This window comes from Gordonibacter pamelaeae (assembly GCF_003340385.1).
Classification (GTDB): Bacteria; Actinomycetota; Coriobacteriia; order Coriobacteriales; family Eggerthellaceae; genus Gordonibacter; species Gordonibacter pamelaeae.
On sequence record NZ_PPTS01000004.1, the window covers coordinates 33453 to 46595 of the forward strand.

9 protein-coding genes are annotated in these 13143 nt (G+C 63.2%); all 9 read right to left on the reverse strand.

The window, feature by feature from the left end:
- Positions 1 to 117 precede the first annotated feature (117 nt).
- On the reverse strand, positions 118 to 810 hold the full coding sequence (locus C1877_RS07315) for a hypothetical protein (RefSeq protein ID WP_147274529.1): 693 nt from the start codon (positions 808 to 810) through the stop codon (positions 118 to 120).
- A gap of 281 nt (positions 811 to 1091) precedes the next feature.
- Complete coding sequence (locus C1877_RS07320) at positions 1092 to 3653, reverse strand: molybdopterin-dependent oxidoreductase (RefSeq protein WP_114568831.1); 2562 nt, start codon at positions 3651 to 3653, stop codon at positions 1092 to 1094.
- Positions 3654 to 3707: 54 nt separating this feature from the next.
- Complete coding sequence (locus C1877_RS07325; protein ID WP_041239812.1) at positions 3708 to 4952, reverse strand: MFS transporter; 1245 nt, start codon at positions 4950 to 4952, stop codon at positions 3708 to 3710.
- A gap of 68 nt (positions 4953 to 5020) precedes the next feature.
- A complete protein-coding gene (locus C1877_RS07330) occupies positions 5021 to 6286 on the reverse strand; it encodes an MFS transporter (protein WP_015540498.1) in 1266 nt (421 codons plus the stop codon).
- A gap of 96 nt (positions 6287 to 6382) precedes the next feature.
- Positions 6383 to 6724, reverse strand: a complete 342-nt coding sequence (locus C1877_RS07335; protein WP_015540497.1) for a 4Fe-4S dicluster domain-containing protein — start codon at positions 6722 to 6724, stop codon at positions 6383 to 6385.
- 13 nt (positions 6725 to 6737) lie between these two features.
- Positions 6738 to 9230, reverse strand: coding sequence for a molybdopterin dinucleotide binding domain-containing protein (locus C1877_RS07340; protein WP_015540496.1), 2493 nt, complete (start codon positions 9228 to 9230; stop codon positions 6738 to 6740).
- Positions 9231 to 9637: 407 nt separating this feature from the next.
- Positions 9638 to 10072 (reverse strand): FKBP-type peptidyl-prolyl cis-trans isomerase, encoded by a 435-nt coding sequence (locus C1877_RS07345; RefSeq protein ID WP_015540495.1) that lies wholly within the window; start codon positions 10070 to 10072, stop codon positions 9638 to 9640.
- A 14-nt stretch (positions 10073 to 10086) separates the two neighbouring features.
- Entirely contained in the window at positions 10087 to 10605 is a 519-nt protein-coding gene (locus C1877_RS07350; RefSeq protein ID WP_096226992.1) for a 4Fe-4S dicluster domain-containing protein, read from the reverse strand.
- Positions 10606 to 10608: 3 nt separating this feature from the next.
- Positions 10609 to 12975 (reverse strand): molybdopterin-dependent oxidoreductase, encoded by a 2367-nt coding sequence (locus tag C1877_RS07355; RefSeq protein WP_015540494.1) that lies wholly within the window; start codon positions 12973 to 12975, stop codon positions 10609 to 10611.
- Positions 12976 to 13143 lie beyond the last annotated feature (168 nt).

Below are 13143 nucleotides of genomic sequence, written 5' to 3' on the forward strand. Positions count from 1 at the left end.
GGGCCGAGCGGCATCTCGTACGCAAGGGCCAAACGGCCCTCCACCGGCCCTTCCACGCAACGGGGCCCGCTGCTTTCGCGGCGGGCCCCGTTGCGTGCGCGCGGGCGGCGGTCGGCGCTACGCCAGCGCCTGCTCCACGAAGGCGCTGGAGAGCTCGGCGCCTGGCTCGCCCTCGTACTGCGTCATGAGGAAGTGCGTGGCCTTGCGGATCATCGTGGGCGTCTGGCCCAGGTCGTGCGCGATGTAGGCGATGGCCTCCGGGGAGAGCACGGGGCTCTTCCCCTCCTCGGTGTAGTCCTCCACGAGGCCGCGCACGTACTCCTCGAGGCCGGCGTCGTCGAGGGCCTCCATGGTCACTTCCTCGAAGTCGCCCAGCATGCCGCCGAAATCAGACAGGTCGTACTCGGACAGCGGCTTGGTGGAGGTGATGACGGTGTCCAGGCGCCGCTTCAGGCGCTCGCCCAGCAGCAGCTTGCACATCATAGGCCCCATCTCGGGATCGTCGAAGAAGCCCTCGAAGTCGTCCAGGAACAGCACCTCGTAGGTGCCCAGATCCTCGAAGTAGCCGTCGTAGACCTCGGCGCGCATGGCCTCGGGCAGCTCCGAGCAGGGGCGGTAGAGCACCTTCTTCGTGGACAGCAGGTCCTTGTCCAGCTGGCGCCCGCGCACGAGCGTCGTCTTGCCGGACTCCTTCGGGCCCACGAGGAATATCTTCTCGGGCTTGTCGTGCGGCTGGGTGATGTTCGCGATGCGCTCGAACGCCTCGCGGTTGCCGTCGGTCTTGACGAACTCGTCCAGTGGCATTCTCATGGTGATGGCTCCCCTTTCGCCTTCTTTGCCTGACCGGCCGCGAAGCCGCGCCGCCGGGGCGCGCTCCGCTGCGATGTACCGCCATTCATAGTAGCAAGGCCGCCGACCCAAGGCGAGTATGAAGGCCGCAACTCATACCAGAAGGGGTATGCCGCTGCGTATGAGATCGGCAATGCCCAGGCCGGCTGCGGCTGGCAGGGAGCCCTGGCAAAGGAAGGCAGACAGCCGTTTGAGAGCCGTCTGCCTCCTAGTAAGATTGCCCGCGTTCGCATCTGCCGGCTTTACGCCTCGACCGGCTCGCCGGTTTTCAAGTCGGTGCGCTCGCCCGTTGCGGGGTCAACCAGCTGGTTGGCCATGACGTCGTAGTCCATGCCCGCCTCCCGCGCCCTGCGGAAACGCTCGATCTCCCCTTGTCGCGGCGACTCGACCTTTCGGTACCAAGGAAAGTTTCCCGTCGCGGCGATCTGCTCATAGGGCATCGTATCGCCCTCCCTCACCGGATAGACCTTGCAGATCATTCCCTTGATAGGCGACCCCACGCCTCCCTGGCCGGTCACGAACGCCCGCGTGCAGTTGTTCGGATTGGACTCGAACGTGCCGAACAGATAGGGAGCGGACGGATCGGACTCGGGGAACCACCAGCCGTGCTCGGCATGAACGGTTTTCTCGTTGACCACCGGCGAGACCTTCGCCTGCTGTTTGAAGCGGCCATGGTCGTTCTCTATCCACGCCCACTGGCCGTCCTGGATGCCGTACCTTTCGGCCGTGGCCGGGTTGATGAGCACCCGCGGCTGGGGATGCAGCTCGCGCATGGTGGGCAACTGCCGATGCTCGCTATGGAAGAACTCGAACGACCTGCCACCGCAGGTCAAGATCAGCGGGTACTCATCCATGAGCTCTGGCGTGGACAAGGGGCCCTCCGGCGGCTCGGTATGGAACGGCGTGGTATCCAAGCCCCAGTATCGATACAGAAGGGGTGCGAGCTCCAAGCGACCCGACGGCGTCCCGTAGCCCACCGAGCCGTCTTCGCGGAACATGCCCTTCTCGGCCTTGTGGTACGTCGCGTTGAACTCGTCGTAAGCGTGCCCCACCATGGAAGGATCGCGTACGAGCTCTTCCCACGAAGCCGTGAACAGCGTCTTGCCCGTGTTCTTGGCCCCGCCTTGGTCGGTGGCCTCCGTCGTAGCGGAGAAGGAGCCGGTGCCGTCGTGCAGATACCAGTTGAGCCAGTCGATATCGGTCTCCCACTGGCCGAACACCTCGGGGTTCAGGCGCTTGCCCAAATCGAGAATAATTTGCTCGTCCGACTTCGCCTCGTAAAAATCAACCACCTTAACCATGGCGCGGCAAGGCGACCACCACGTACGCGCCGAATTGCGCTCGGCGCTCATGGCAACCGGCAAGACGATGTCGGCCAGAGCCACCGACGTCGGCGTAAGGTAGGGATCGGCATTCACGATAAACGGTATGTTCTGCATGGCTTTCATGACACGAGGAGCATCCTGGCTCGGACACGACAGCGTGTTGGACGACTGTATCCACATCATCTTGATGGGATACGGGAACCCGTCCTCGATGGCCTGGAGCAGCCCGTCCGAGCTCGCATGTGCCACGAAGTCGCCGCCTTCGATGGACAGGGCGAAGTTGTTGTTGAGCTTCTTGGCGCGCCATTCGGGCGGCGTGAGGTGCTCGCCCGACGCGTAACCGGCGTTGATCTCGAACGCGTTGTGCACGAGGATGTTGCCGCCCGGAACGTCCACGTTGCCGCACAAGGCCATGAGGTCGCAGCCTGCAAGGCACAAGGCCATTGCCGAAACTTGCTGGTCGAACGCGAGGCCCCACTGGATGGCACCCGGCTCGGCCCGCGCGTACAAACGCGCCGAATCACGGATGTCGTCGGGATTCAAATCGCAAATCGCCGCCGCCCATTCGGGCGTCGTCTCGCGCACCGACTCGACAAGCTCGTCGAAGCCGGAGCACCAGGCTTCGACATGCTCCTTGTCGTACAGCTCCTCCCCGATGATGACGTTCAGCCAAGCGCAGGCAAGAGCGGCATCGGTTCCAGGTCGTATCTGCAGCCAATGCTCGGCGCGCACGCCCCACCACGTCAGCCTCGGGTCGATGGAGATGATCTTCGTCCCCATCTGCACGCACTGCACCAGCCAGTGGCCCACGTAGCCGTCAGCGTTCGACGCAAGCGGCTCGTTGCCCCACACCACCAGCACCTCCGGCGGTACCCACTCGGCGTTGCCGTAGCGGTCCGCATGCGTCTCGGACGCGTCCACGATGGGGAAGTCGCCGAAAGGCGCGATGCTGCCGCAGATGCGCGGCATGTAGCAGGAAAAGCCGGTAAAGCCGAAGGTCGAGATGTTGGGCGTCTTCAGGCCTGCTTGGCCGAAGAACGGCACTTGCCAGTTGATGTTGCGCCCGGTTCCGTGCACGCAGATGATGGCGTTGCCGCCGTCCGTCTCCCAAATGCCCCTCACCCGTTCCTCGATCTCGTCGTATGCCTCGTCCCACGAGATGCGCTCCCACTTGTTCTCGCCGCGCTCTCCGGCGCGCCTCATGGGGTACTTCAGGCGGTCGGGATGGTTCAGGGACTCGTCGAGCGTCAGGCATTTGATGCAGAGCTTGCCGTTCGTGCACGGATCCAGCGGATCGCCCTCCACGCGCCTTACCTTGCCATCTTTTTCGTAAAGCAGGATCCCGCACGAGGTATGGCAGCCCGGAGGCGAGTAGTGGTACGTGCGCGTGACGGTGTAGCCGTCCTCCTCCCAGCGCCATTCCCCCTCATGATAGGCAGCGCGATCAACACCATCAAGAAATTCCTGGTAATCAGCCAATGTTCTCTCCTTTCCTTGTAGCCGCATCGCAATCGAAGCTTTGAGGCGCGCCCGTTACTCCCACTGCGCCCGCAGCTTCTTCTTTTGGGTGAGGGCTATGCCCACCAGCACCGCGCAAGCGGCCAGAATGGCAATCCCCGCGAAGAACGAGCCGATGTAGCTGCCTGTGAGATCGAAGCAGGCCCCCACTGCGGCAGCTCCGAAGCAGCCGATGATCCCCGACATGCGCGAGTACGACAGTATCTGCGCGAAGTACTTTTTCCCGAACAACTCCGATATGAGCGTCGGAACCGAGATGGTGATGATGACCGAGTTCATGCCGAACACGAAAGCGCATGCCATGAGCGGCACCTCGGCCTGCAAGAACGAGAAGCCGAGCAACGAGGCAGCCGTCACCCCCAAGGTGATGTACGTGGATGCGGCAACGCCTATCTTGTCGGTAACCCACCCCATGACCAGCGTGGCCACGCTGTAGCCGAGCTGGGCCATCGACAGTATGCCGGCACCGAACGCAGCCGAGTACCCGATGGACTCGGCGAATCCCGGCAGGTGATTGTTGTATCCGCTGAACAGAGCCTCGATGCCTGCATACAGGAACACGCAGACGAAGGCCAGCGTGACGATCGCCTTACGGGCGGGCATGCCCTTCTCCGATGCCCGGGTCTCGGCCATCGCCTCGCCCTGTTCCGCGCCGTAAGGCCGCAGGCCCATATCGGAGGGATGGAGGCGGAATACGAACAACGTGAACGGGAGGACGATGACGCACATGGCCAACGCGATGCTGGGGTAGGCCATGCGCCAGCCTACGGTCTCTATCAGGAAATTGCCGAATATCGGGAAGAAGAACCCGCCGATGCCCGACCCGCACATGGCGATGCCGAGCGCGGTACCGCGCTTGGCCACGAACCAGTTCTCGATGAGAACCGTCGAGGCCACAACGAACACGAGGGCGCCCGCGACGCCGAGGACGACGCCTGCCGCATACCACTGCCAAAGCTCGTTCATAAGACCCATCGCAGCCTCGGTGGCCGCCAGCACCAGAAAGCACGTTGTCAGGAACACGCGAAAATCCCATTTCGGAAGGTATTTCGCAACCAGCGGATACGTGGCCGTCGTGGCAATGAAGTAGAACGTGAGGTACAGCGCAAGCGCACCGCGATCGAACCCCAGCTCGTTGCAGACGGGCACGATGAAAATCCCGCCCGCGTTCATGATGGCCCCCAAAGCCCCGGCCTGAAGAAAGAAGCACCCGATCATCACCCACCATGCATAATGGACGCCCTGCGATTTCTCCGACACGGAAAACACCTCCTAGAAGGCAGCCTTTCCGCCTAGCTAGGCGGAAAGGCTGCTGAATCGATTGTCCGTCACGCCTCCCAGTGCGCCTCCCTGACCTTCTTGGCAGGGACGAACGACAACAGGATGATGGCAATGGCAACGACTGCGATTACCGCTCCGACCAGGAACGAGCCGCTATAGGTTTTCGTCATGTCGAAGATGATGCCGATGACCGGGGCGCCCATGGACCCGCACAGCCCCACGCCCATCATGCAGTAGGACAAGATCTTATCGTAGGCCTTCATGCCGAAGTGCTCGCGTGCCAGCATCGGCACCGAGATGGTGACGATGGCGTTGTTCATGCCGAAGAAGAATGCCGTGACCATGAGGGCGAGCTCGGTAGAGGCCATGGAGAAGCTCACATAGCAGACGATCAGGATGGCGTAAAGAATGACCGTGAGCCAGCGCACGCCGATCTTGTCGACCAGGATGCCGCCGACGAGCGAGGCGATGATATAGCCGACCTGCAACGCGATCATGAGCGTCGATGAGAAGATGAGCGCCTCGGGGCCGAGCACCTCCACGGCGTTGGCCTGCACGAAGGAGTTGAAGCTGCCCGGGAAGGCCGACAGCATGCAACCTAGGAACAGCAGGACGAAGGCGAGCGTCGGCAGCGCGAACTTCAAGGGCACGCCCGGCAGGCTCTTGGACTCGCCCATCTCGTCTTCTTCGGCACCGAACGCATGGAGCCCAATCTTCGCCGGATCCTCGCAGAACACCGTGAGCGAGAAGAAGAGGATGCACAGCAGCAGGATGGCGTTCAGGTAATAGGCGCTCTGCCACCCCATGACCGTGGACAGCGACGTGAACACCAACGGGAAGAGGGCGCCTCCGACGCCGGACATCAGCTGCGCGATGCCCAGGTAGCGCCCGAGCACCTTCTTGCCGAACCAGGCCCCCATGAGCAGCGGCGTGGCGTACAGGAAGTACATGCCGCCCGTCAAGCCCATAACCGCGCCTATGGCCATGAACTGCCATGTCCAGCTTGCGTCGGCGAACGTGAACGCGACGACGCACAGGGCGGTGACGACGACGTCGAGGGAGATGACTATCCTCGCCCCGAACTTGGGGATGAGTATCCCCGCGAAGAACGTGCCGAACAGCGCGGCTATGCCGTAGCAGGTGATCCACATGGCGAACACGCCCATATCCACGCCTACGGCAGCGGGGACGATGGCAAAGAACGCTGATGACGAGTTGAGCACGGTCCCCAAGCCGCACGCCTGCATGACGCAGCAGCCCACGAACACGAGCATGGCCCTTTTCTTGCTGCGCGCATCTATATCGGTAGACATAACGATATCCTCCTTAAAGCTTGACATTCCCCTGTTTCGGTAGGCCCGGCACGGCACCTCCTGCCCCAAGACGGGGAACCGGCCGGGCTCGGCCTGCTACTTCGTGTAGAGCGCCCAGCGGGTCTCGCCGCCCATCTTCTTCACCAGATCCTCGGCCTCGCCGTAGTACATGCACCATGCCTGGCAGTGCTGCACGCACATGGGCATCTTCCCGGCTTCCGTGCGAGAAGCGCACATATCGCAAGCCTTGGTGAGAACGGGGAGCCAGGTCCACTCCCAACGCTCGGGTCCTTCCTTGCCCTCGTAGGCGTAGGGCCCGGTCTCGGTGAGCTTGATGCCGAACTCGCCCTTGGGCAGCCCGAGCTCCTTCTTGCAAGCCACCTCGCACGAATGGCAGCCGGTGCAGTACTCGTAGTTGATCAGAATCGCCTTGGTCATGATAGCCTCCTCCTTATGCTTGCATGGGCTGGTAGTCGTCGCGCCAGCCACCGAGTTGCGTGATCTGCTCTCCGGGCATGACGTCGCCGTCCTTTACCTTGTAGATACGGCAGCGCGTGCACTTGATGGGCGACCCGATGCCGCCGGGACCGGATTGGAAGTTGCGCGTGAGGTTGTTCACGTTGTAGTCGAAGCACCCGTGCAGGTGCGGCACGGCCCCCTCCTCCTCGGGCTTCCACCAACCGTGCTCGGCCGATAGGCAGTCGTCGGGAATGCCGGCGAACACCTCGACCATCTGCTTGCAGCGCCCCTCGTCGTTCTCCATCCAGATCCAATCGCCGTCCTGCAGGCCGTATTCGGCGGCCGTTCCGGGCGACACCTTCACGCGCGGCTCGGGGTGGAACTCGCGCATCGTGGGCGCCTGGCGGTGCTCCGTATGGAAGAACTCGTAGGAGCGAGCGCCGTTTATCAGATAGAACGGGAACTTCTCCATGATCTCCGGGGTGGTCTCCCAGGTCTCGGGAGCAGGCGTGTACACCGGGTACGGCGGTATCCCCCACGATTGGAAGATGGTCGGCACCAGCTCGATGCGGCCGGAGGGCGTGTTGAACCCGACCTGGCCGTCGGGGCGCAGCATTCCCTTCTCGTGCTTGAAATAGGTTGCGTTCCATTCGTCGTAGGCATGGCCGCCCGCTTCGACCAGCTGGTCGAAGGTGTAAGGACACTTCGTGGTGACGGACGGGCCCCCGTCCTCGGTCACGGAGGTGTGGCCCCAGTTGTCGTCCGTGGCGGCCGAGAAGTTCGCCTTCTGCACTTTGCCGTCGGGCCCCACGACCGCGAGGTCGGTCAGCAGGTAGTCGTTGATGAGGTCCTCGGCAGACTCCCAGCGCACGAACAGGTCGGGGTTCAGACGGCGGCCCAGCCAAAGCGCTATCTCCTCGTCGGATTTCGCCTCGTAGAAACTCGTGACCTTCTTCATGGCGCGCAACGGCGTCCACCAGGTACGAGCCGAATCGCGCTCCACCGACATGGATACCGGCAGGACAAGGTCGGCGATGGCGACCATCGTCGGCGTGACGAACGGGTCGGCATACACGATGAAGGGTATCTCCTTCATGTACTTGTAGGCACGCGGCACCTGCCCCTCGTGGCCAGCGAACGCATTGCAGCTCTGCGCCCACAGCATCTTGATGGGGTACGGCTCGCCCGTTGCGGGGACCTCGCCCGCCTCGAGCACCGAGGCCATCGCATCGCAGTTCGACATGCCCACGAAATCGAGCCCTTGGTCGCCAACCATCCACTTGCGGAACTTGCGTTCGAGGGCCTGCGGGTCGGCGTAGAGGTCCACCGAAGAGTAGCCGGCGTTGATGTCGAACGAGTTGTGCACGAGCACGTGCGTGCCGGGCTTCTCGATGTTGCCGCAGATGGCCATGAGATCGCACACGGCCTCCACCCAATGCATGGACGACCTCGTGCCGGCATCGAATACGAGGCCCCATTGTATGGCCCCGCGGTCGGCGCTCGCGTAGAGGCGCGCCGCTGCGACGATCTCGTCCTCGGGAACGCCGGTAATCGATGCCGCCCAGGCGGGCGAGAACTGCTGCACATGCTCCTTGAGCTCGTCGTAGTAGGCGCACCAGTTGTCGACGAACTCATGATCGATCAGATCCTCGCCCATGATCACGTTGAGCCACGCGAGCGCGATACAGCAGTCCGTGCCGGGTCGCGGCCTCAGCCAGTGCTCGGCACGCGCCCCCCACCAGGTGAGAACGGGATCGATGGAGACTACCTTGGTGCCCATCTGCACGCACACGTTCAGCCAATGGCCCAGGTAGCCGTCACCGTTCGATTTCAAAGGCTCGTTGCCCCAGACCACCAGCACATCAGGGCGCACCCACTCGCTATGGGCGTAGCGCTCGGGCAACGTCTCCGACGCGTCGACGATAGGATAGTCTCCCAAGGGGCCGGCGGCACCGCACACGCGGGGCATGTAGCACCACCATCCCGAAAAGTAGATACCGCCCACGTTCGCAGTCCGGAAGCACGCCCCGGCTATGAACGGGACCTGCCAGTTGATGTTGCGACCCGTGCCATGGCCCACCAGAATGGATTCGCGGCCCAGGCCCTTGCCGTCGATCTCCTCTTTGATGTAGGTATCGATCATGTCGAGCGCCTCGTCCCACGAGATGCGCTCCCACTTGTTCTCTCCGCGCTCGCCCGCGCGTCTCATGGGGTACTTCAGACGTTGGGGATGGTTCACCATCTCGTCCAGGTCCAGGCAGCGCATGCACAGCTTCCCGTTCGCATACGGGTCGAGCGGATCACCCTCCACCTTCTCCAGCTTGCCGTCCTTGGTATACAGCAGGACACCGCAGGAGTCGTGGCAGCCGGGAGCGCTGTAGTTGTAGGTGCGCGTGACGGTGCAGCCGTCCTCCTCCCACTCCACCTCCCCTTCGTGGTACGCCTTGCGATCGATGCCGTCCAAGAACTCCTCGTAGTCAATCATGGACTCTCCTCCTTTATCATCCCGGGCCGATGCCGCCAATGGCGCGAAGGATACGTAGCCGGAAATCGCCTGTCATCGTGGCGTTCTCGGTGTTTTGGCCCGTACCCTGAACTTGACGATGCCCGACCTCGGGAAACACGGATAAATAAGCCTCTTCGTCTCTTCGTTAAGGCAGGTGCGGCTCCTGCCCGCACTCAACGTCGCCGCGGCTTTCGCCCGCGGCTCGTCGGGTCCCGCTCGGTGCGAACGCAAGCGCACCGCATGCCGGGCAGCGCCCCGACACGGGGTCGACCGTGCCGCCGCACGCAAGGCACGGTATCGTGGCGGGGGAAACGTAGAAGGGGCTGCCTTCGCGGTACTTGCCGCACCTGCCGCATCGCGTGCACGGATAGCACAACGCCCTCGCCCTACCTCAGGTCAACCAGCTCGACCCAGTACGCGAGCGTCTTGCCGGCGAAGGGATGGTTGAAATCGAGCTTCACCATGTCGGCGGTTTCCTCCGTCACCCAAGCGGGCATGCGTCTTCCGTCGTCGGGGTTGGTCCAGAAGACCACGTCCCCCGCTTTGAGGTCGTAGCCGTGCTCCACCATGCCTTTGAGGTGCCACGACGCGAGCTTGTCCTGGTACGCGCCGTAGCCGAGCTCGGGCGGCACCTCGATGGACCGCGCCTCGCCCACCTCCATGCCCACCACAGCCTCCTCCACTCCCCGCGGAAGCTGCATGGTCCCGATCACGACGGCCAAAGGATCGCCTGTGGAACGGTCGTCGAGCGGCTCCTCGCCGAGCACACCTCCCTTGTACCTGAGGTAAGCGGTTCTCCCCGCCTTGTTCGCGCGATCCATTGCCTCCCCCGCTCTCATTCGCAAGCCGAGGTCGGCTGCTCCCCCTCGAGCACCGCGGTCTCGTCGATCTCGCCGACCTTGGTGTCGTGGCGATGTACGGCATAGGAGGCCTTCCCGGTCCCCTGGACCTCGATATGGGCCGCCCGGTGCGCGCTCTTGCGGGAGGGCACGAAAGCGCCTTTCGCCTCGAGGGGGTTGTACTGGGGCACCATGAGGAACTGCTTCGGCTTGCGATCGAGCTTCTTGGAGAGCTCCTCGACCGTGCCGTACGAGATGACGTTCGCCAGGCAATGGTGCACGCACGAAGGCTCGCGTCCCCGCCCCGTGCGCTCGGCGCAAAGGTCGCACAGGTCGGTGAGCACCGGGAAGTGGTTCCAGTTCCACCGCTTCCCGTCAATCTTCCAGGGTCCGTCGGAAAGCACCTTGATACCCGTCTTCCCCACCGGGTAGCCGTGCTCCTCCTTGCACGTCACCTGGCAGGATCCGCAGTTCGTGCAGTACTCGTAATCGATCAGAAGTCCATATGCGGCCATAAGTCACACCAGCTTTCCGAATTTTTCCCAGATGAGGTTCATGTCGGTGTCGTAGTTCTCGACAAGGGGATCGATGCCGCAGACGAGGCACTTGTTCGGCGCCCCGAAGCCGAGCTTGCCGTAGTGGTCGTTGGGAAGCAGGTTGTTGATATTCGAGCGGAAGTTGCCGTAGAGGTTCGGCTCGCTGCCGTCCTCCTCGGGGAACCACCACGCGTGCTGCGCGTGGACGGTCTTCTCGTCGACGGTCTCCGTGACCCGCGCCTTCTCCACGCATTCGCCGAAGGGGCTTCGCAAGCGCACCCACTGCCCATCGGCTATGCCCAGGTCCAGGGCGACCTGCGGGTTAATCTCCACGATGGGGTCGGGGTTCAGCTCGCGCAGGTAGGCTATCTGGCGGTGCTCTGAATGGAAGAACGCGGTCGTGCGCGCGCCCGTGGTGAGGATGAACGGGTACTCCTTCATGAGCTCCGGGTCGGCGGGGCCGAACTCCGGCTCCAGATAGTACGGCAGCGGATCGTCCCCGAACTGGTTGAACGCCGTCGACCACAGCTCCACGCGCCCGGTGGGAGTGGCGAAGCCGGGCTGGCCGTCTTGGCGCATCTGGCCGCGCTCGTACTTGTAGTACTCGACGGGGATCTGGCAGACCACGTTCTGCGAAACCTTGTCGAAGTACGCGCCGCCCTCCTTCTTGCCCAGGCGCAGCGCCTCCATGAACTCCTTCGCACTCGCGAAGTCTTCCCACACCTCCGGGCGCAGACGCCGTCCCAGCTCATAGCACAGCTCGAAGTCGGTCATGGTCTCGCCCACCTCGATGGCCTTGTGCATGAAACCGGCCGTGACCGTGCAGGGCGCGTAATGCGTGAACACGGTTCCCTCGCGCTCCGCCACGGTGGACAACGGCAGGAAGATATCGCAGGACGCCTCGATGGATGGGTTCATGAACGTGTCGAAGCCGATGCAGAACTCCAGAGACTTCACGATTGCGTCATGCCAGCGCTGCGGCTCCATGGACGTGCAGCTCATGAGGTTGTTCCCGGCATAGAATCCCATCTTGATGGGATAGGGGTCGCCCGTCTCCAATGCATGCAGCATGAGGTCGGCATGGGCGTTGAGGATAATCATGCAGTAGGCGGGATACTGCTCCAGGCCGATCATCTTCTTCTGCAGCTCGTCGCCCACCCCCTTCTCGAAACCGAAGCCCGATTCGTTGTGCCCCGCTCCCGCACCCGGCAGGATCTGCCCGCCGGGAACGTCCAGATTGCCCGTGATGGCCATGAGGTCCACCGTCACCTGACCGTTCTGCATGCCGTCGGTCTTCTGGTCGGCAGCCAGGCCCCACTGGATGGCGGCAGGCTTGGCCTGGGCGTACATGCGCGCCGCGGCGCAGATGTCCTCGACGGGCACGCCGCAGATCTCGGCAGCCTTCTCCGGCGGCATCTCCTGCACGCGCTCGGCCAGCTGGTCGAAGCCGTAGCACCAGTACTCCACGAAGTCATGGTCGTAGAGGTCCTCGTTGATGATGACGTTCAGCCATGCCATCCCTAAGGCCGTGTCCGTTCCGGCGCGCAGCTGCAGGTGGATGTCGGCGCGCGTGGCAAGCCAGTTCACCCGCGGGTCGATGACGATGAGGCGCGTGCCGCGGCGCATGGCATCGATGACGGCATGGCCGAAGAAGCCGTCTGGGTTCGACTCGAGCGGAGCCTTGCCCCATACCACCAGGCATTCGGTGAGCTCGTAGCGCTCGTCCTCCCACCGGCCCGGCAATGCGCCCGCGTAGTCCCATTCGGGGTACGTCGTACCCGCGATGTAGGCGATGGCCGCCAAACGCGGGGTGTAGCAGGCGTAACCCGACTGCGTGTAGCAGAAGTTCGGCGTACCGAAGCACATGGTGCCGTACGGCGCGAACGTGCCGCCCTCGCGTCCGGTGCCGGCGAACACCACGATGGACTCGCGCCCATAGGCGGCGGTGATGCGGTCGTACTCATCCTTGATGATGTCGAACGCCTCGTCCCAGGTAATCCGCTCCCAAGCATCGGCGTTGCCGCGCTCCTTCGGATCGCGCTTCATGGGATGCAGAAGGCGTGCCGGGTTGTAGATGTAGTCTTTGAGCGCAAGGCACCGAGGGCACAGGCGACCTTGGGTCACCGGATTGTTCTCGTCGCCCTCGACCCGCACGAGCCTGCCCCCGTCGTCCACGTACAGTTTGAGGCCGCATCCCACCGGATGACATCCGGGTGGGGACCACGGACTCGTACGGGTGACGGTCAGGCCGTCCTCCTCGTATCGCCACGGCTTGCCGATGTCGTTGACGTCTGAAAGCGTATCGAGCTTGACCGCCTCGGCTCTTTGGTAGAACTCGTCTTCGCTCATGGCCTCGTCCTTCCTCCTTCTCGTCCAGGGCGCCGGGAGGCGCCGATGCCGGGGAGAATAACGCGAAGCCGGCACGGCTGTCATCGTGGCGTTCTTGGTGTTCGTGCCGCTACCCTGTTTTTGACGATGGTCCATCAGGCGAAACGCGGGAAAATAAGCCTCGATGCA

Bases quoted from the DNA above. Each gene is read 5' to 3' on its own strand.
- C1877_RS07315 (WP_147274529.1), bottom strand. From the start codon at position 810: ATGAGAATGCCACTGGACGAGTTCGTCAAGACCGACGGCAACCGCGAG.
- C1877_RS07330 (WP_015540498.1), bottom strand. From the start codon at position 6,286: ATGTCTACCGATATAGATGCGCGCAGCAAGAAAAGGGCCATGCTCGTG.
- C1877_RS07335 (WP_015540497.1), bottom strand. From the start codon at position 6,724: ATGACCAAGGCGATTCTGATCAACTACGAGTACTGCACCGGCTGCCAT.
- C1877_RS07340 (WP_015540496.1), bottom strand. From the start codon at position 9,230: ATGATTGACTACGAGGAGTTCTTGGACGGCATCGATCGCAAGGCGTAC.
- C1877_RS07345 (WP_015540495.1), bottom strand. From the start codon at position 10,072: ATGGATCGCGCGAACAAGGCGGGGAGAACCGCTTACCTCAGGTACAAG.
- C1877_RS07350 (WP_096226992.1), bottom strand. From the start codon at position 10,605: ATGGCCGCATATGGACTTCTGATCGATTACGAGTACTGCACGAACTGC.
- C1877_RS07355 (WP_015540494.1), bottom strand. From the start codon at position 12,975: ATGAGCGAAGACGAGTTCTACCAAAGAGCCGAGGCGGTCAAGCTCGAT.